At 41.4% G+C, this 20007-nt stretch carries 16 protein-coding genes; 1 reads left to right on the plus strand and 15 read right to left on the minus strand.

The window, feature by feature from the left end:
* Positions 1-20: 20 nt before the first annotated feature.
* Positions 21-1001, minus strand: coding sequence for an LPS O-antigen chain length determinant protein WzzB (wzzB, locus tag ACVCAM_RS06875; protein WP_025913294.1), 981 nt, complete (start codon positions 999-1001; stop codon positions 21-23).
* A 190-nt stretch (positions 1002-1191) separates the two neighbouring features.
* Here wzzB and ACVCAM_RS06880 point away from each other — a divergent pair, with 190 nt between their 5' ends.
* A complete protein-coding gene (locus ACVCAM_RS06880; protein ID WP_025913292.1) occupies positions 1192-2196 on the plus strand; it encodes an NAD-dependent epimerase in 1005 nt (334 codons plus the stop codon).
* Positions 2197-2244: 48 nt separating this feature from the next.
* Here ACVCAM_RS06880 and ugd read toward each other — a convergent pair whose 3' ends face one another.
* From ugd to ACVCAM_RS06950, 14 genes are all read right to left on the minus strand, one after another.
* A complete protein-coding gene (gene ugd / locus ACVCAM_RS06885) occupies positions 2245-3411 on the minus strand; it encodes a UDP-glucose 6-dehydrogenase (RefSeq protein WP_025913291.1) in 1167 nt (388 codons plus the stop codon).
* A gap of 226 nt (positions 3412-3637) precedes the next feature.
* Entirely contained in the window at positions 3638-5044 is a 1407-nt protein-coding gene (gene gndA / locus ACVCAM_RS06890; protein ID WP_025913289.1) for an NADP-dependent phosphogluconate dehydrogenase, read from the minus strand.
* A gap of 411 nt (positions 5045-5455) precedes the next feature.
* Positions 5456-6673 (minus strand): transporter, encoded by a 1218-nt coding sequence (locus tag ACVCAM_RS06895; RefSeq protein ID WP_025913287.1) that lies wholly within the window; start codon positions 6671-6673, stop codon positions 5456-5458.
* A 2-nt stretch (positions 6674-6675) separates the two neighbouring features.
* A complete protein-coding gene (locus ACVCAM_RS06900; RefSeq protein WP_071998377.1) occupies positions 6676-8004 on the minus strand; it encodes a polymerase in 1329 nt (442 codons plus the stop codon).
* A 120-nt stretch (positions 8005-8124) separates the two neighbouring features.
* A complete protein-coding gene (cpsG, locus tag ACVCAM_RS06905; protein WP_025913285.1) occupies positions 8125-9495 on the minus strand; it encodes a phosphomannomutase CpsG in 1371 nt (456 codons plus the stop codon).
* Positions 9496-9564: 69 nt separating this feature from the next.
* Entirely contained in the window at positions 9565-11001 is a 1437-nt protein-coding gene (cpsB, locus tag ACVCAM_RS06910) for a mannose-1-phosphate guanyltransferase (protein WP_025913283.1), read from the minus strand.
* Entirely contained in the window at positions 10983-12017 is a 1035-nt protein-coding gene (locus ACVCAM_RS06915) for a glycosyltransferase (RefSeq protein ID WP_071998376.1), read from the minus strand. The genes cpsB and ACVCAM_RS06915 overlap by 19 nt, the downstream gene beginning before the upstream one ends.
* Positions 12014-13174, minus strand: coding sequence for a glycosyltransferase family 4 protein (locus tag ACVCAM_RS06920; protein WP_025913282.1), 1161 nt, complete (start codon positions 13172-13174; stop codon positions 12014-12016). The genes ACVCAM_RS06915 and ACVCAM_RS06920 overlap by 4 nt, the downstream gene beginning before the upstream one ends.
* A 76-nt stretch (positions 13175-13250) precedes the next feature.
* Complete coding sequence (gene rfbA, locus ACVCAM_RS06925) at positions 13251-14117, minus strand: glucose-1-phosphate thymidylyltransferase RfbA (RefSeq protein ID WP_025913281.1); 867 nt, start codon at positions 14115-14117, stop codon at positions 13251-13253.
* A complete protein-coding gene (gene rfbB / locus ACVCAM_RS06930; protein ID WP_025913279.1) occupies positions 14117-15202 on the minus strand; it encodes a dTDP-glucose 4,6-dehydratase in 1086 nt (361 codons plus the stop codon). Before rfbB ends, rfbA begins: the two co-directional genes overlap by 1 nt.
* A 104-nt stretch (positions 15203-15306) precedes the next feature.
* Positions 15307-17076 (minus strand): polysaccharide biosynthesis protein, encoded by a 1770-nt coding sequence (locus tag ACVCAM_RS06935; RefSeq protein ID WP_371258291.1) that lies wholly within the window; start codon positions 17074-17076, stop codon positions 15307-15309.
* A 155-nt stretch (positions 17077-17231) separates the two neighbouring features.
* The gene (locus ACVCAM_RS06940) at positions 17232-17792 is read right to left on the minus strand and encodes a PglD-related sugar-binding protein (protein WP_025913275.1); all 561 of its coding nucleotides are present in this window, start codon (positions 17790-17792) and stop codon (positions 17232-17234) included.
* A complete protein-coding gene (locus ACVCAM_RS06945; protein WP_025913273.1) occupies positions 17785-18828 on the minus strand; it encodes an MraY family glycosyltransferase in 1044 nt (347 codons plus the stop codon). The genes ACVCAM_RS06940 and ACVCAM_RS06945 overlap by 8 nt, the downstream gene beginning before the upstream one ends.
* Positions 18825-19772, minus strand: coding sequence for an NAD-dependent epimerase/dehydratase family protein (locus tag ACVCAM_RS06950; protein ID WP_025913272.1), 948 nt, complete (start codon positions 19770-19772; stop codon positions 18825-18827). The genes ACVCAM_RS06945 and ACVCAM_RS06950 overlap by 4 nt, the downstream gene beginning before the upstream one ends.
* Positions 19773-20007: the final 235 nt, after the last annotated feature.

Here is a 20007-nt window from a genome sequence, read left to right on the forward strand (position 1 = left end):
GGTTTTTTTTAATCTGCAAATCAGGCTTTTGGTTTGTAGTTTCGTAAGGCGTTACGGCCAAGTACCACACCTGAACCAATCATTCCGCCAAGTAGCACGGCGAGAACCAGAATCACGGCTTTTTTCGGGCTGTCACGGCGGACAGGAAGATCCGGCTTCATAACGTAACGATAGACGTGGATTGTGTCCGGGTTTACGTTCAGATTCTGGATGTCCAAGAGATTTCGCCTGGTCTGATAATAGGCGGTGGGGAAAACCAGTGGGCGCGATGCTTCGTTGTCAATCATCGATTTAAGCCCTTCGCTGCCAAGCAGGAATAATGTTTCCTGTGTGACATCCTGGGTTTGCTGGAGCTGTGGCGAAGTAATTTTCGCTGCCTCAGCGTTTTTCAGTGCCTCAGCAATCTGTTTGATACGCAGATCTTTTTGTTCCTGCGCGACCTTCTCCTGGTTTTGCAGGGAATCATTCAGGGTTTTGATCTGCTCTTTGATATTGTCTTTAAGGTCTACGGCAAGCTCTTTCGCCGTTTGCTCATCTACTTCCTGGATGAACTGTGCCAATTGTTTCTGAGCAGCTTCTGCTGATGTACTGGTATAGGAAATACTGAGCGGGAGGGGCTGTCCAGTCACAGCCGGCGCTATAGTTAGTTTCTCAGGTTCCTCCTGATTTTCAAGCGCCTGAGATAATGCCGAGAATGAAGAGTTAAAACGGCCAATCGCGCGAGTTTGAATATCAAGCATTGACGGCGCAGCGCTGCCGTAGAGAATGTTCAATGCGTTGGAATAGGTTGCAATCTGCGCGGCATCAGGTTGCGCAATAATCGCGTTTGAGGTCCATTTTTCCTTTGCAACTGAAAGATATCCAACCGCCAGGGCAATAAATACAACCACAAAGATTGCTATTGTCCACTTCCCACGCCACAGCTGTAACACCAGATCGAGTAAATCAATTTGCTCAGGTTCATTACCTGAAGAAACCTGACTATTGTTAATTTGCGTCATACAATCCCTAACACATAAAGAGGGGTACCATAATTAAGTTTGCATAGTTTATCGAATACTGTCGATTTTTCTATAAGAATCCGATGAGTAATATCGGAAAGATGGGTTATGTAACTTACATCCTTCGCGCTATCATAGACCCCATGCGATGCATTATGGCATCTGTAAGAATAGGGTTATGAGGGAAGCTATGAAATTTTTAGTCACGGGCGCAGCCGGTTTTATCGGTGCAAATGTTAGTAAACGCCTCCTTGAGGCCGGGCATCTGGTTGTTGGTATCGATAACCTCAATGACTACTACGATGTAAGCCTTAAGCTGGCGCGCCTGGAACTGTTGAAATCAGAGCGTTTCACCTTTCACAAGCTGGAGTTAGCAGACCGTGAAGGCATGGCTGCGCTTTTCGCTGCTGAGAAGTTTGATCGTGTGATTCATCTGGCCGCTCAAGCGGGTGTTCGTTACTCCCTGGAAAACCCCCATGCGTACGCGGACGCCAACCTTATCGGCCACCTCAACGTGCTGGAAGGCTGCCGCCATAACAACGTTCAGCATCTGCTGTATGCCTCATCCAGCTCCGTATATGGCCTCAACCGCAAGATGCCCTTCTCCACTGACGATTCCGTGGATCACCCGGTTTCGCTTTATGCCGCGACCAAAAAAGCCAATGAGCTGATGTCGCACACCTATTCGCATCTCTACAACCTGCCGACAACTGGGCTGCGCTTCTTTACCGTATACGGTCCGTGGGGACGCCCGGACATGGCGCTGTTTAAGTTTACCAAGGCGATGATTGAAGGCAAAAGCATTGATGTCTATAACTACGGTAAGATGAAGCGCGACTTTACGTATATTGATGATATCGCTGAAGCCATTATTCGTCTGCAGGATATAATTCCTCAGTCAGATCCAAACTGGACCGTTGAGACTGGCTCACCGGCAACCAGTTCAGCGCCTTATCGTGTTTACAACATCGGTAACAGTTCACCAGTCGAGCTGATGGATTACATTACCGCGCTTGAAGACGCGCTGGGTAAACAAGCAGAGAAAAACATGCTGCCTCTCCAGCCAGGAGACGTGCTGGAAACCAGCGCCGACACTAAAGCACTGTATGACGTGATAGGTTTTAAACCGCAAACCTCAGTCAAAGACGGAGTAAAGAACTTCGTTGACTGGTACCGAGAGTTTTACAACGTCTGAAAATAAAAAACCCGGCAAATCAGCCGGGTTTTTTTATCACGAAAAGACTTAATCACTACCGAAGAGATCGCGGGTATAGACTTTGTCAGCGACGTCAGCCAGTTCTTCGGCCATTCGGTTCGAGATAATAACATCCGCTTCCTTTTTGAAGGCATCCAGATCGCGGATCACGCGTGAATTGAAGAACTGATCGTCCGGCATGGCAGGTTCATAGATAATAACCTCAACACCTTTCGCCTTGATACGCTTCATGATCCCCTGAATGGAAGAGGCACGGAAGTTATCGGAACCACTCTTCATGATCAGACGGTACACACCGACCACTTTCGGCTGACGTGCAAGGATAGAATCGGAGATGAAGTCTTTACGCGTACGGTTGGCATCAACAATCGCCGAGATGAGGTTATTCGGCACCGCCTGATAGTTTGCCAGTAGTTGCTTCGTATCTTTTGGCAGGCAATAGCCACCGTAGCCAAATGACGGGTTGTTGTAGTGATTGCCAATGCGCGGGTCGAGGCACACCCCTTCAATAATCTGGCGAGTATTCAGTCCAAGGCTTTCTGCGTAGCTGTCGAGCTCATTAAAATAAGCCACTCGCATCGCCAGATAGGTATTCGCGAAGAGCTTGATCGCCTCAGCTTCAGTGGAGTCGGTAAACAGCACCTGAATATCTTTCTTCAGGGCCCCTTCCTGTAGCAACGCAGCAAAACGTTCAGCGCGCTCAGAACGTTCGCCAATAACGATACGCGAAGGATGCAGGTTATCGTAAAGCGCTCTACCCTCACGCAGGAATTCCGGCGAGAAGAAGATATTATCAATACCGAATTTTTCTTTAATGGATTTGGTAAAACCGACAGGGATGGTCGATTTAATCACCATCACCGCATTAGGGTTGATCGCGATAACGTCTTTGATTACCGCTTCTACCGTTGAGGTGTTGAAATAGTTGGTTTTAGGATCGTAGTCAGTAGGCGTCGCAATGATGACGTAATCCGCATCGCGGTATGCATCTTCTTTATCAGTCGTGGCGCGGAAATTCAGCGGTTTATTGCTGAGATAGTCCTGGATTTCTTTATCGACAATCGGCGATTTCTTCTGATTGAGCATGTCAACTTTGGCCTGCACGATATCCAGCGCAACCACTTCATGATTCTGAGCAATCAGAATGCCGTTAGAGAGACCGACGTATCCTGTTCCGGAGATTGTAATTTTCATTCGCTAATGACTTCTGTAAGTTAACTGTACTGATGGCCCCCAGGCCATCGCGATAAACATAACTGTTGGGCTTTGTACCTCCTGGCAAACTGAGCTGTCAAGGCAAACCAGGAGTAATCACTGCGAGGAGGATGAGATTCAGACTACTTCGAGTAACAGGCGGCAGTTTTTGCATAAAAAAACCCGGAGACAGGCTCCGGGTTTTAATGACAGCGAGTGCGTTAACTTATTCCATCCATTCGGTATGGAATACGCCTTCTTTATCGGTACGCTTGTAGGTATGCGCACCGAAGTAGTCACGCTGGGCCTGAATCAGGTTTGCAGGAAGAACTGCCGCACGGTAACTGTCGTAGTAGGCTACTGCCGCAGAGAAGGTCGGAACCGGGATACCGTTCTGGACAGCGTAGGCAACCACGTCACGCAGCGCCTGCTGATATTCGTCCGCAATCTTCTTGAAGTACGGTGCCAGTAGCAGGTTAGCGATTCCGGCGTTTTCAGCATAGGCATCGGTGATTTTCTGCAGGAACTGCGCACGAATGATACAGCCCGCGCGGAAGATCTTCGCGATTTCACCGTAGTTCAGATCCCAGTTGTTCTCGTCTGACGCCGCACGCAGCTGAGAGAAGCCCTGCGCGTAAGAAACGATTTTACCCAGGTACAGTGCACGACGCACTTTTTCAATGAACTCGGCTTTATCACCTGCTGGTTTAGCCTGTGGGCCAGACAGTACTTTAGATGCCGCGACGCGCTGCTCTTTCAGTGAAGAGATGTAACGCGCAAAGACAGATTCGGTGATCAGAGACAGCGGTTCGCCCAGATCCAGAGAGCTCTGGCTGGTCCATTTACCGGTACCTTTGTTTGCTGCTTCATCCAGAATCACATCAACCAGGTATTTACCCTCTTCATCTTTCTTCGTGAAGATATCTTTGGTGATGTCGATCAGGTAGCTGTTCAGCTCGCCTTTATTCCATTCAGTGAAGGTTTCAGCAAGCTCTTCGTTAGAAAGGTTCAGGCCACCTTTCAGCAAGGAGTAGGCTTCAGCAATCAGCTGCATATCGCCGTATTCAATACCGTTGTGCACCATTTTCACATAGTGACCCGCACCGTCCGGACCGATATAAGTCACGCACGGCTCACCATCTTCTGCAACAGCAGCGATTTTGGTCAGAATAGGCGCAACCAGTTCGTATGCTTCTTTCTGGCCGCCAGGCATGATGGATGGGCCTTTCAGCGCGCCCTCTTCGCCACCGGATACACCGGTACCGATGAAGTTGAAACCTTCAGCGGACAGTTCACGGTTACGACGAATGGTGTCCTGGAAGAAGGTATTACCGCCATCAATGATGATGTCACCTTTTTCGAGGTAAGGCTTCAGGGAGTCGATAGCTGCATCGGTACCTGCGCCTGCTTTCACCATTAACAGGATACGACGAGGCGTTTCCAGAGACTCAACAAACTCTTTAACCGTATAGAAAGGAACCAGTTTCTTGCCTGGGTTCTCGGCAATCACTTCTTCGGTCTTATCACGGGAGCGGTTGAAAACGGAGACGGTATAACCACGGCTTTCGATGTTGAGCGCCAGGTTGCGCCCCATCACTGCCATACCGACGACGCCGATCTGTTGCTTGGACATTACATACTCCTGTCAGGTAACATTATTATTGAGCAAGCACAATCTTTAAATTCTATCTTATATTTCTGAGAAGAGAAAGCGTTTGCAATATCATTTTTACAATAATGACACAAAATGCATATTAAGAAATAGATGTTCTGATCTTTGGGGTTTAGTTGAAAATAAATTACAAATAATCAATGACATATTCCAGCACAATAGAGTTCCTAACAATTGATTGCATTTCGGCTCATTATAGCACTCACTTTAATTGGTTAACACCCTACACATCAAAACCAACAAAGATATCAAATAAATTGTAAGTCATGCAATTATATTCAACCAGGCACCAATTAAAGGAAACATGTCATTATGTAATTACAAAGCAAAATAAAGACATATCATTGCAATTAAAATCTCGAAAATAAGAAGTCAGATTTTTTTCTTTGTTAACAACCCAATACTTACAGCTAATAAAATCATACTTGTAAGTTCCACCGAAGCTATTGTAAAAATTGCACCAATTGTACCATACTGATGAACCAGTATATACATTAGTGGAATAGCTATAAACATACAGATTAATGCGATATATAGACCAAAACGATACAATCCCTGAGATTGGATGATTGATGTTAATGCACCATTCATACATTTGATTCCGGCAATTAATAGAAACCCGAGTATCATTATGTTGTTATTTTCATTATCAAGTATTATGTACCGACCAAAGAAAGATAGAACCGCATAGTAACATACTGTACTTAACGTTATATATCCAACTATCATGTAGATAAAGGGATATACTTTAGTGATATTTCCGTAACTTCTTAAATCCATGCGACTAAACTTCGCATAAGCCACAGTAGAAAACAATGATGAAACCATTACTAATGGATCTACGAGACGAAAAATCTGTCCATACGCAGCTAAACCTTCAGGGACTATATTTTTTATATATATATTATCCAATCTACTGTAAATAATCACCACCATGGCGTTAAGGCCTATACTCACAGTATGCCGATACAAGACAAATACATCTTTCAGGGTAATTTTCCCTTCAGCTCGGATGCTTTTCCAACCCACTTTTCTAAATAGATGAATTGTAACTGCCGATACAAAAAAACCTTCTGCAAGCAAATAATCCCATGCAGTAAAAGGGATTTTTAAAATAAATTGAACACCGTAACTTAAAAAAGTTAGAACCAGTGCTAACGCTATAGAAGGAGATAAAGCCTTATTTAAATTTTGTGATTGGAAGTAGCTATTAGATAGGTTAAAGAGAAGCGCGAAAAACAATGACAAAGAGATAGGAATATATATATCCCTATCGTATCCAAATGCATAAGAGATTACAAAAAACAATATTGAGACAAATATTCCGATGGATACTTTTTGAAAGAATACCTTTTTTAATAATTTAATAGGATTTTCTACATCCGAGTATTTCTTGATTACAAAAATATCCACACCAAAATCAGATACAACTCTTAATATCTCGAGCGTACCTATTAAAAATATAAATGAGCCTCCTGTATCAACACCAAGCTCTCTAGTGATCAACACAATAGCGAGTGTTTTTGCCCCAAAATAACTTATCTTATTAAAGAGCGCAAAGATACCATCACTAAGAATATCTTTTAACATTTTCAATTTCTACTTTTTAGTTGAATCAACAGGTTTGCAATTAATATTATTGGTAATGATTTTAAAACATAAGCAAATGGCAAAACTAATTCTCCACGTACAGAGTAGAAGAAACCAGTCATCATAACCAGAGCAAAAAAGTTAAAAATAACATAATTACTATTCAAACCTTTTTGGATTATCGAAATCATAATCAATAGATAGGCAAGATAAACAAACAAACTGAAATGTAAACTAATAATACTTGCTTCAAGAAGCCCAGAAGATGACAAAGCTATTCCGTTAGTAATATTCCCAAACACTATTGTTGAATATTCATGATAAATTTGAGCATCACTTATGAAGCCAAAACCACTAAGAGGAAGCACTTGAGATATTATTGTAATCGGATTGAGTAATGCCCAACCTTTTTCATCGGGCAAAGAGTATACATTTTGTAAACCTGCGAGCGTAGACGACAGAGAGTCAAGTACAATCCCTAGATAACTAATAAAATTGACTTCATATCCTTCACGGATGTATGAAATTACTGAAAACCCGACAAACCCAATTAATAAATATTGGATTTTGGATATTCTGGCGAATATCGCTGTTATTTTTCTCCTGTTTGAATACAATGAGAGAATTATAATACAGATAAAAGCAAAAAAGAATTTATTTCTTATTCCGATTACAAGATCTGATGCAAGCAAAATAAATGCAAACACCTTATATTTCTTCGATGACTTATAATAAAAGACCGCTAAAGCCATTATATATGAAAAACCACTGATAGCACGTATAAGAAAAGGCGTGCTTGCAAGTAATTCTTCACTTTCTGTATAAATGGCTAAATGACCTAAGCCTGAAGATAATATAAACTTTAAATAAAAAACAACTTTAATTAACTGACAGGCACCTACAATGAGAAATATCGTTTTAAATAAACCATTTATGGCTTTTGTTTGTTGCCTGTGAACACTTTTAATAGGTGTGAGATAGAGTATTATATTTATTAACATACCCCATATACAAGTCAATTCAAAACCATTGGAAGCTTGTTTAAAAAAATACAGATAAAAAGAAGGAATACCTATAATCAAAGAGAATACAAAAGCAAACAACAATTGCAAAGAGATATACTTCACTCTATGCATATAGAAATAGAGCATTTCACCAAATAAAATAATAGCGCAAAAAGTCGCAAAAATGTCCTCTACAGTTTCATAAAATGTGGCACTTGCAGATACTGTCAAAAAAATCAACATTAAAGAAAAAGTAAGCAGGAAATATATAAACGCTGAGCGCACACTTATTTTAAAGTGATTGTTTATTAAACTATTCTCATTCATAGAAATTGTATACTTCCCAACATGCACGATTATTAAAGCATCAGATATTATAAATGATAATATATAACTATTATATCAAGGGAGGGCACAACTACATGTGCCCGTCATAAAGAACACAAGCTATGCTCGAATTTTATTCAGTAGCTCTTCTGTTTTGAGCTCCATTAAAGCAGTATTACCTCGTGACTCCACATTCAAGCGGATAACAGGCTCTGTGTTTGAGCTTCGGAGATTAAAACGCCAGTCAGAAAATTCTATACTGATTCCATCAGTATAGTCTATTTTCAAGGCATCACTTTTATAACACTGAAGTATTTCAGAAATCACTTTTTCTTGATCTTGCACGATACTGTTAATCTCTCCACTGGCCGGGAAAGATTTGATTCGATCATGGACAAGTTCTGCCAATGTTTTATTTTTAATACACACCAACTCGGCTACAAGTAGCCAAGGAATCATTCCACTATCACAGTAAGCAAAGTCACGAAAATAATGATGGGCACTCATTTCACCACCATAAACTGCATCTTCCAAACGCATGCGTTCTTTTATAAAAGCATGTCCGGTTTTGGACATAACCGGAGTACCCTTTGCTTGCAGAACCACATCTATAGTATTCCATGAAAGGCGGGGATCATGTATGATGCGCGCGCCAGGTTGCTTTTCGAGGAAAGATTCTGCAAGCAACCCGACAATGTAATAACCCTCAATAAAATTACCTTCATTATCGAACAGGAAACATCTGTCAAAATCACCATCGAATGCAATTCCCATATCTGCCTTGTGATGAATAACGGCTTCGCTTGTATCGGCACGGCATTCCTGAAGAAGAGGGTTTGGAATACCATTCGGGAAATTCCCATCAGGCTTATTGTGAATTTTCACAAATTCAACTGGAATTTGCATTTCCTTGAAACGTTTTTCGATCTCATCAATAACCGGGCCTGCAGCTCCGTTGCCTGAGTTAATAACAAGTTTCAATGGCTTAATATTTTCAGGCTTGATATAGCTGAGGATATGATCAATATATTCTTTTTTGGTATCTATTTTTTTATAACTTCCGCGCTTCGTGGGATCTACTGGCGAAAAATGATTATCTTCAGCTAGACGTTGTATCTCTCGCAGCCCTGTATCACCACTGATAGGTCGGGCTCCTTCGCGGACTAACTTCATTCCATTGTAATCCATGGGATTATGACTTGCTGTTACTTCAATTCCACCGTCAACACCGAGATGGAATGTAGAGAAATAGATTTCTTCGGTCCCTGTCATTCCAATATCAAGGACGTCAACTCCAGCGTCCTGCAACCCTTCGGCCAGGGACATTTTTAGAGATTCACTTGTAAGGCGGACATCGCCTCCTAATACGACCGTGTTAGGTTTCAAATATTCACCGTAGGCTCGACCGATTCGCTTTGCAATATTATTATTAAGTTCATCACCTAATCGGCCACGTATGTCATATGCCTTGAAACAAGTCAATTTACCCATTTTTTCCTCATCTATCGTTGGTAAATTATTACCATAAACTTTCATAAAACTTATTTGCTGTGAAAATTCCTAAACTCGTCCATAGCGATCTGAAAGACGAATAATGTCATCTTCTTCCAAATAGGAACCAGAACGCACTTCGATCAGCTCAAGCATGATTTTTCCGGGGTTTTCAAGAGAGTGTACAATCCCAAGTGGGATATAAACGGATTCATTTTCAGTCAGAAGCTTTTCTTCACCGTTTATTGTTACTTTCGCTGTCCCAGATACAATAACCCAGTGCTCAGAACGGTGATGATGCATTTGTTCTGATAGCCCCTCACCTGGTTTTACGCTAATACGCTTAACCTGATAGCGTTCTCCAGTATCAATTGAGTCATATTTACCCCAGGGACGAAAAACTTCGCGGTGTTTATGGTGTTCTAAACGCCCCTCAGCCTTTATTTTCTCAACTATCTTTTTAACATCTTGAACCGCATGTCTATCAGCAATCAGTACTGCATCCTTAGTCTGTACAATGATAAGGTCTTTCACGCCCACAGTGGCAACAAGACTGGATTCTGAATGTATGTAACTATTTTTAGTTCGAAAACTCACTACATCACCACGATGGACATTCCCATCGATATCATGTGGGCTAATATCCCACAATGATGACCATGAACCAACGTCGCTCCACCCGGCATCCATTGGAACCACAACGGCGTCTCCCGTTTTCTCCATCACAGCATAGTCAATCGACTCATCCGGACAAGCTAAGAATGACTTCTCATCAACACGGGTAAAATCAAGGTCGGGATTGATAGCGTTCATTGCGTTTTCGCATGCCTCAAGAATATCTGGCCTGAACTTTTTCAATTCTGCCAGATAGCTATCAACCTGGAAAAGAAACATACCGCTATTCCAATAATATTCCCCGCTGTCCACATAGGATTTAGCTGTATCAAGATCGGGTTTTTCTACAAACTTTGAGACCTTATAGGCTTCATTACACCCTTTCTGGCTAATACTGTCGCCTCGCATAATATAACCATATCCAGTCTCGGCTCTATCTGGAACAATCCCAAAAGTTACAAGTTTGCCTTGTTTTGCGCAAGGAATTGCTTGTCTGATTGCCTCTCGGAAAACTTCTTCTTTCTCGAAAATATGATCGGCCGCAAGCACCAGTAATAATGGATTACTTTCAGTATTATTTTTTTTCGCTGCTAGCGCAGCAAGTGCGACTGCAGGTGCTGTATTTCGCCCTACAGGTTCAAGAATAATATTTTTAGTTAATTTATTTAATTGTAGTAATTGTTCTGCGACGATAAAACGGTGTTTTTCATTACAAATAACAATAGGATTACTACAGTCAAGCCCATCCAGGCGTTTGATGGTTGATTGCAACATCGTGTAATCCCCATTTACCGGTATGAACTGTTTTGGGTAAAGTTCACGGGATAGTGGCCATAAACGACTACCTGTGCCGCCAGCCATTATAATAGGTATCAATTTGCTAGTAGCCATTTTCCAATCTCTTCCTCTAAAATAACATGATACTTAATCTTATAGCCTGTGGTATCACTTTTCACATATGCCAAATGATATTTCTCACAAAAAGAATCATCATCATACAAATAAACACTTTCGTCTCTATGTTCTCTAAATGCAGAAATATTTGATGCTAAAACACTTTTCCCACATATTCTGCCTTCAATAACTGGTCTTCCGAATCCTTCATGTGTCGAATGAGCCCAAACCATTGAAGCGTTCTGTAACTGCGATAATAATTCGTCATCTGTTAGAATTGGCAGAACATGGACATTTTCAATCTCTAACTTCCTAGTTATATTTAATGCCCATTCTCTGTAAGAACCTAATCCTATAATCTTAAGCTTGTGTGAAGTAGCATATTTGCATGTTTTCCATAAATGCATTGCATGGTCAAATTCTTTATTAGAACCATTTCCTGAAATTAGCACTACATAGGATTCTTCATTCGAGGATTTTTCATTGCATTTTTGTGCGCTATTTTGTATTAATTTAGCTTCTAGTTGATAAAAGGAATTTGGGAAAAGATAAACGTTACAACCTTTTAACCATTTAACATTCATTCCAATTCTTTTTGTTGTTGCTGAGACAAAAGCAACATCTCTCCTCAAAAAAGCATGAAATCGTTGAGTCAGTACAATATATAACGCAGAAATACTCAGTCTTGTCTTAATTCTTTTATTTGGGATAAAATCATGAATTATTAATAGAGACTTTTTCGAAAAAGACGATATTAGAGAACATGAGTTATAAGGATATATGACTTTATCATATCGCCCCAAAATAGTTATAATTGGAACAATAAATTGCTCACAAAAAACAAAGAGTAAGTCTATAATTGCCCGAGGTAATTTATGTGCGAATTTTGGACAACTCCACTCATTAACTATGCATTCTTTCTTTTCTAATGCTGTAATTAAGTTTGATGAATAGATTGGAATACCTCTATACAATATTCCCTTATAAAAATTGAACAACAATACTTTTTTCATTTCATTCCTGTCACACAGTTTATAAGATTCCAGTTATAATCTTTCTTCAATACTTCTATCGCACAGAGAGAATTTTTATTAATCCCCTCTTCTGTAGGCTCAAAAAGTTCAATGGCACGGATAAATTCAGATTTGCTATTAGCAACCATTGCATATTCACTGAGTTTTGGCATTGAATCAAGAACTATATTTGTAGTTATTACTGGAAGGCCCAATGCAAATGCTTCTAATACTTTATTCTGAAGCCCGGAACCGTCGAAAATAGGGAATACAGCTATATCCATATTCGCCAGTAAATTTTTTAAATCATCAACATACCCATGAATGATAATTTCATTTGGTTTATTCAAAGCCATAACTTGTTTACATGGTTGAGCACCGACAATATGGAGTTTATATTTCCCTTTAGGTAGATCATTAAATAAGTTAGCTATAAAGATTGCAGCTTTAACATTGGGATAATAGCTCATATTGCCCCAAAAGGCTAAATTTATTATACCGTCGCTACTTTTAAAATTTCTGTGTATTACAGGAATGCTCACACCATTGGGTATAATTTTAAAATCGTTTTTACCTATATAATTAGCATCTCTTTCTGAGATTATAAACCCTGCATCGATTGCTTCGTATATTTTGTTCTCAACAACAGATAGTTTTTTACTTTCGAAATCACATATTTTCTTCATAAAAAAATTTTCTGTTGCTGCTCTATTTTGCATATTTAATGAAAGAGCATCAACAAAATCACAATAAATTAATGCTTTGATACAATGTTCTTGCCTTAAAGAAATAGTTTTGAATATAAGATATTCTAATCTAACTAATTGAAAAATTATAATATCATAATCATTTGCAATCAAAAGATCCCTTAATTTTCCCCAAGACTTCCTATCATTATACATCGCACATTGCAACGCAGTTTTGCCGCGATTTATAATTATATTTTTTATTTTATCAAGCTTAGATAAACCACCAGAATCACTTAAATTTATAAAGCTATTGACACCACCACTTGAACTGTTTGCTCTTTCAACAGAAAAAACATCAACTAAATTGTCTTTCGAAAGCTCTTTTATTTGATTATAGGCACGTAGAGCATCTCCAGTAATAATTGGCCAGGGATAGCGTGCGGTTACAAATAAAATTCTCTTCATCATCCAACCTATCTGTTTCTTATATTATGTAAGGTACATAAATGCTAAATATGCCAGACAATATCAAATAGATAAATTTTTATCTATTAATCAATTTTAGCAAATATGCACCATAGTTAGTTTTGCCTAAAACCTTCGCTCTTACATTTAGATCCTCATCGCTTAACCAGCCATTTCTCCAGGCGATTTCCTCCAGGCACGCAATCATCATACCCTGACGCTTTTGAACCGTCTCAACAAAGCTTCCAGCCTCGATCAAACTGTCATGAGTCCCTGTATCAAGCCAAGCAAACCCTCGACCTAACAATTCAACAGTCAACATTTTATTTTCTAGATAAACTTGATTCACAGTTGTAATTTCAAGCTCACCTCGCGATGAAGGCTCTATATTTTTAGCTATATCAATAACTTTATTATCATAGAAATAGAGACCTGTTACTGCCCAATTTGATCTAGGTATTTCAGGTTTTTCTTCAATACTCAACGCCGCAAAATTTTTATCAAATTCGACGACACCAAAACTCTCAGGATTCATAACCTGATAACCAAATACTGTAGCGCCCTTATTTCTGCTTGCGGCAGTTTTTAGTTTTGGTGTAAAGCCTTGACCAAAGAAAATATTATCCCCAAGGACCAAACAAACAGTATCATTTCCAATAAATTTGTCACCAATGATAAATGCCTGAGCTAAACCATCAGGGCTGGGTTGGATTGCATATTTTATATTTATGCCAAACTGATTACCATCACCGAGCAGACGTATAAATCCTGGCTGATCTTCTGGTGTAGTAATAATTAAAATATCATTTACTCCAGCCAACATTAATACTGAAAGCGGATAATAGATCATTGGTTTATCATAAACAGGCAGTAATTGTTTCGATACGCCCATCGTTATTGGATATAATCGTGTGCCTGAGCCTCCAGCTAAAATAATCCCCTTCATTACTTGTCACCCCCGTAATTCTGCTTTATCCAGGAGTGGTAATTTTTGTTTTTAACATTTTCTAGCCACTGTTTATTGGCGAGAAACCACTCAACCGTTTTACGAATCCCACTTTCGAAAGTCTCCAGTGGTTTCCATCCCAGTTCCTTGCTAATCTTTTTAGCATCAATTGCATAACGACGGTCATGACCAGGTCGGTCTTTTATGAATGTTATTTGTCTTCGATAAGAAACTTTTTTTGGGACAATTTCATCTAACAGATCACAAATGGTATGCACAACATCAAGGTTTCTCTGTTCATTATGGCCACCTATATTATAGGTCTCACCGATTTTACCTTGCGTCACAACTGTATATAAAGCGCGGGCGTGATCCTCAACATACAGCCAGTCACGAATTTGATCTCCTTTGCCATACACCGGAAGCGGTTTACCTTCCAGTGCATTGAGAATTACCAACGGGATTAATTTTTCCGGGAAATGATATGGGCCGTAGTTGTTTGAACAGTTGGTTACGATGGTAGGTAAGTCGTAGGTTCGCAGCCATGCGCGGACCAGATGATCACTGGAAGCTTTTGAAGCAGAATACGGACTGCTCGGAGCATATGCGGTTTTTTCAGTAAACAGCGGTAGTTCTGTGTTCTTTTCTACTTCATCCGGGTGTGGAAGATCACCATACACTTCATCTGTAGAAATATGATGGAAACGAAATGCCTTTTTTTTCTCTGCGTTCAGCTCGGACCAGTATTTGCGGCTGGCTTCTAATAGCACATAAGTACCGATAATATTAGTCTCGATAAAGGCTGCAGGACCATTTATTGAACGATCGACATGACTCTCAGCCGCCAGATGCATCACAGCATCAGGTTGGTGATAAGACATAATACGTTCTATTGCAGCGTTATCGCAAATATCAGCATGTTCAAAATAATAACGATTGCTCTGAGCTACGCTGGCAACCGTTTCAAGGTTACCGGCGTAGGTCAGTTTATCGACATTTATAACGCTGTCCTGCGTATGATTTATAATATGTCGCACAACTGCAGACCCAATAAAGCCAGCCCCACCTGTGACCAGTATTTTCACGTTTATTTCGCTCTAAAAGTATTCTGAAACAAAAGATGAAGGTCCTAATCCCCTGTTTTCTCACGACCAGTAAACAGTGAGGAAAAAGACGACGATACGCTCATTTAACTCACTTTTTTATTCCAAAGTAAATCGCAAATACCATCAGTTGGATTGAATGCGGCAGGAGCCTGCAAGAGTATCTCGCGCACGCTTTCATAGTCGAACTCGCAGCAGGCTTTGTCGAGATCGTGAAGAATCATGTTCATCTCACTCCACGGCAACATCACTTCGTTAGCAGTCCTGATGCGCGGGTGCTGTGTCGCAGATACGTTGTCGCCGATAAGCAACTCTTCATACAGTTTCTCACCTGGACGCAGACCCGTCGTTTTTATAGCAATATCACCATAGGGGTTTTTATCATCACGAACAGTGAGGCCTTGCAACGTAATCATGCGCTGTGCAAGATCGATTATCTTGACGGGTTCTCCCATGTCCAGAACAAAAACATCACCGCCCGTTCCCATTGCGCCTGCCTGAATCACCAATTGCGCCGCTTCAGGGATAGTCATAAAGTAGCGCGTGATGTTCTCATGTGTCAGCGTCACAGGACCGCCTGCTGCTATCTGTTTTTCAAACAACGGTACGACAGAGCCTGACGAACCTAACACGTTGCCAAAGCGAACCATACTGAAGCAGGTTTTATCGGTTTCTTTCGCCAGCGCCTGCAGCACGAGTTCGGCCATGCGTTTAGTTGCCCCCATCGTATTTGTAGGGCGAACTGCTTTATCGGTCGATATTAAAACAAAGCTTTCTACGCCGCTGCTCGCTGCGGCCTGAGCGCAGCTCAGCGTACCGAAAATGTTATTCCGTACGCCATCAAGAACGTTGAATTCAACCAGTGGGACATGCTTGTACGCGGCAGCGTGATAAATTGTATTAACGTTGAATGCTTTTATTAATCTTTCGAGATGTTCTTTATCCTGTACATTACCAAGGATTGGGTAAATTTTAACCTTAAAATCCTGACTAAGACTGAGACTACGAAGTTCTGAATCGATCGAATACAGTGAGAACTCAGACAATTCGAAGAGAATAAGCTGGCTCGGCTTATTTTTAATTATCTGTCGGCATAGTTCAGACCCAATAGATCCCCCAGCTCCAGTAACCATAACCGTTTTGCCGTTGATATTACGGGATATTAATTCCGGAATGGGTGAAACAGGATCGCGACCCAGCAGATCTGTGATAACCACTTTGCGTAATGAATCAATTCGAGCCTTGCCTTCTACCAGGTCGACCATTCCGGGAATGGAGAGCACCTCGCATGGTAAGCCTTCCAGCGTTTTAATGACTTCGTTCTTTCTGGCTCGGCTGGCGCTTGGCATGGCAAGCAAAATTTTCTTCGCTTCGTATTTCTCAACCAACCATGGCAGTTTTTCCGGCGCGAAGACGCTGACGCCGTGAATAACCTGGCCTTGCAGAGCACGGTTGTCATCGACAAAAGCAACAGGATAGTATTCATCCATCTGGCTCAATGCCGGCAGTAGCTGACGACCCGATGCACCAGCACCGTAAATCACTACCCGCGTTCCTAGATTTAAACCGCGATTCACCAACATTCTCATACCAAGCCGCGATCCGGCAATAAGCAGTAAACCGAATGAGAAATAAATGAATGGAATCGTTCTCGGTAAATAGAGATTAGTATAAAACGCTGCGATAATAAGCAAAATGGATGATATAACCATCCCTACTGTAACTACTAGTAATATTTTTGCAGTAATATAGCGAATGACGGCGCGATAAAGCCCTAGCTTAACAAATATCGCCAGGGTGACGATAATTATTGAAAATATAAATAACCAATGCTCCGTACTAAATATTGGAGTCATAGAATCAATGCGTACCCAAAATGCAAACCAAAATGCACTTAATAGAAGTATAACATCTATCGAGAGTGTAATAATACGTTTTATCGGTCTGGATAAAGATATTAAATAATTTAGCATACTTAAAACTGGTCGCCTCGTTAAAACTTGCATTCAGTTTATAAAATAGTACCAGCAGAACATACTGAGTAATCGTCTACCTTTGTATTATACCCACCCACTGTACCCGCCTGCAGAAACGCTGACCTACCTATGATAGCGCTTCCAGCGAGATGAACACCAACCCCTAAGTGGGCAAAATCGCCTAGAATAGAATCATGATCGACCGTCGAATGACTATTTACAATCGTACCCACACCTAATTTCGCGTTGGCACCAACCACTGCTCCCGCCAATACGACAGAGCCATCAGCAATCGTCGCCGATGGACTGACAAAAGCAAGGGGATGAATGAGCGTTACGGGGTCAATGCCTAAGCTGATAAGCTGCTGATAGAGTTGTTCTCTAACATTATTATTACCTATGCCAATAGCTATGTGACTCGCATCGTTGACATGTAACTTTAGCTCGGAGATTTTCCCAATGATGTGTTTATTAGTTTCGATGATGGGTGATGCATTATCATCAAGGAAAACAATATCCTGATATCCCAGCAGTCTCGCCAATTCGTACAGGGTCCGTCCGTGGCCACCTGCACCTAGAATCATTAAATCATGCATTGACGTTGCTCTCTTTATCCTTAACGCCTGCACCGCATTTGAGGGCAACAGCCAAAAGCGGAAGCCAGGCGATAATCAACCCAACGACACCATCAATTTTGGCTGAGGCAATAAGGAAAGCGATAGGAAAGAGCCACAGCAGGTTGACAACGATCGCCATCATTGTCACCGGAACGTGACTTCCATATTTCCTGGCAAGGATTTGGTAGCCGTGACTGGCATGTGCTTCATAAACCTTTTTACCCGCCACAAGCCTTCTCATCAAAGTTGTCGTGGCATCGACGATAAATATGCCCAGCAAACATAATTCCGCAATAAAGAAATGCGTATTAGCTTTGGCAATATGGAGAATCATCAGTCCAATGGATATTCCGAGGAAACCACTCCCGGCGTCGCCCATGAAGATTTTTGCTTTCGGGAAGTTCCAGACAATGAATCCAGCCGCGGCCCCGATAAGAGCAAGCGTTAGCGGAAAAATACTTCCAGGCGCATCCGTGTACTGGTTTACAACAATTAACATCGCACTACATGCGGCAAACGTGATTGCCTCAGCGCTGGCTAAGCCATTAATCCCATCCATGAAATTATACAGGTTCAGCATCCAGACCAGATAAACACATCCAAGAATCATACCAATCCAGGATAATGAAAGATCGTAACCCAACAGCGTAATAACAGGGAATGATCCCAGGAAATAGATGCCAATTGCAGCGGCCATGAAATGCATTAGCAGACGCCATCGAGCCGCAATATGACCATGATCGTCAAGGAAACCAATGATGGCAACAATGATACCAGGAATAAATAAACCCAGGAAGCTCTCCAACGTAAGCGTGCGGTTAATATAAAATACTGCTAAAGCAACCAGTAGCGTCAGAACGATCGCTACCCCTCCCCCCCGTGGGGTCGGCACAGAATGCGAACTTCGCTGGTTTGGACGGTCAATAACATTATGTTTTATGGCATAACCCCGCAATCCCCAGGTCAGTACGCATGAGACTAAAAAAGCGAATAGCGCAATCCCAAAATTCATCATTCTTTATTACCTTCGATATAGTACTTCGCCGTCTTTCTCATCGTTTCATAAAGCGTTATCGGGGGCGTCCAATTTAAATGCTCCCGAGATTTGGTGGCATCAACTTCCAGATCGCCAAATAACTGATCGTAAATTCCGCCTTTACCCACCGCTGAAAGCAATATTTTCAGGATGAACGTTGGGAAATAGATAAGTCTCGCTTCAATGTTCATACCTGCAGAAAAGGTATTAATCATATCTGCAGTCGAGGGGCGTTCTGCATCTGCAAGGAGATAGAGTTGATTTTTTGATTTTTTATTAATCACACATTCACAGATAAAACTAACGACATTATCTAGTGACACCAACGCCCGCTTGTTTTTTACGTTTTTAAATGGCAACGGCAGTTTCTTCGACACCAGTTTCAAAAGACGCTGTATGTTACCAGGAGCATTTTCGCCACATATTAATGCAGGACGGACAATCGTGATCGCCATGTCGCTTCCGTCGAAGTTTTTAAGCAGGCTTTGCTCAGCTTCGAGCTTAGAAATGGCATAATCAGATGTTGGCCGGGGCTTTGACGCTTCAGAAAAAGGAACTCCCGAGGTGGCATTACCGTTGACACCGATTGAACTGACGAAAATAAAATGCTTAACACCACAGGTCGCCGCATCTGAGGCTAACTTCATGGTCGCATCGTGATTAACGCGACGAAATTCCGCTAAAGCATCCTGTGCATCATCATTAAGGATATGTGCTCTTCCCGCAGTATGAATGACTGTGTCGCATCCCTGAACAAGATTTACCCAATTGGTATCGGCGGAAATATCCCCCAGGTTATAAATACCCTTTTCAGGGTTCTCCTGCTTGCGCGTTGTTAATATCACCTCGTGTCCTGATGATTTCAACGTTTGGACTAAAGCAGTACCAAGAAACCCGGTTCCGCCCGTCACCAATACTTTCATTGCCATCCCCTACTTACCCAATCTGATGTTTTTCCCCGCGCAGCCAACTGAAACGCGAGAAACTGTATAGGTCACGACTGTTCGTTCAATATTCAATTCAGAATACAGACACGCTACCGCCCCTGGCTTAACAGCTACCAGTGCACTGAGCGATGTTTGATTAAATGATTTTCCTTGTCTGGATACAGACAAAAACTGGCGTCAATTGTCGTCCTAAACGACCTCAGAAACAAGC

This window comes from Enterobacter sp. CFEC122, from assembly GCF_052983755.1.

What these genes read in the sequence shown, in the direction of transcription:
- wzzB (WP_025913294.1), bottom strand. Translation starts at nt 1,001, where the DNA reads ATGACGCAAATTAACAATAGTCAGGTTTCTTCAGGTAATGAACCTGAG.
- ACVCAM_RS06880 (WP_025913292.1), top strand. Translation starts at nt 1,192, where the DNA reads ATGAAATTTTTAGTCACGGGCGCAGCCGGTTTTATCGGTGCAAATGTT.
- ugd (WP_025913291.1), bottom strand. Translation starts at nt 3,411, where the DNA reads ATGAAAATTACAATCTCCGGAACAGGATACGTCGGTCTCTCTAACGGC.
- gndA (WP_025913289.1), bottom strand. Translation starts at nt 5,044, where the DNA reads ATGTCCAAGCAACAGATCGGCGTCGTCGGTATGGCAGTGATGGGGCGC.
- ACVCAM_RS06895 (WP_025913287.1), bottom strand. Translation starts at nt 6,673, where the DNA reads ATGTTAAAAGATATTCTTAGTGATGGTATCTTTGCGCTCTTTAATAAG.
- ACVCAM_RS06900 (WP_071998377.1), bottom strand. Translation starts at nt 8,004, where the DNA reads ATGAATGAGAATAGTTTAATAAACAATCACTTTAAAATAAGTGTGCGC.
- cpsG (WP_025913285.1), bottom strand. Translation starts at nt 9,495, where the DNA reads ATGGGTAAATTGACTTGTTTCAAGGCATATGACATACGTGGCCGATTA.
- cpsB (WP_025913283.1), bottom strand. Translation starts at nt 11,001, where the DNA reads ATGGCTACTAGCAAATTGATACCTATTATAATGGCTGGCGGCACAGGT.
- ACVCAM_RS06915 (WP_071998376.1), bottom strand. Translation starts at nt 12,017, where the DNA reads ATGAAAAAAGTATTGTTGTTCAATTTTTATAAGGGAATATTGTATAGA.
- ACVCAM_RS06920 (WP_025913282.1), bottom strand. Translation starts at nt 13,174, where the DNA reads ATGATGAAGAGAATTTTATTTGTAACCGCACGCTATCCCTGGCCAATT.
- rfbA (WP_025913281.1), bottom strand. Translation starts at nt 14,117, where the DNA reads ATGAAGGGGATTATTTTAGCTGGAGGCTCAGGCACACGATTATATCCA.
- ACVCAM_RS06935 (WP_371258291.1), bottom strand. Translation starts at nt 17,076, where the DNA reads ATGACTCCAATATTTAGTACGGAGCATTGGTTATTTATATTTTCAATA.
- ACVCAM_RS06940 (WP_025913275.1), bottom strand. Translation starts at nt 17,792, where the DNA reads ATGCATGATTTAATGATTCTAGGTGCAGGTGGCCACGGACGGACCCTG.
- ACVCAM_RS06945 (WP_025913273.1), bottom strand. Translation starts at nt 18,828, where the DNA reads ATGATGAATTTTGGGATTGCGCTATTCGCTTTTTTAGTCTCATGCGTA.
- ACVCAM_RS06950 (WP_025913272.1), bottom strand. Translation starts at nt 19,772, where the DNA reads ATGAAAGTATTGGTGACGGGCGGAACCGGGTTTCTTGGTACTGCTTTA.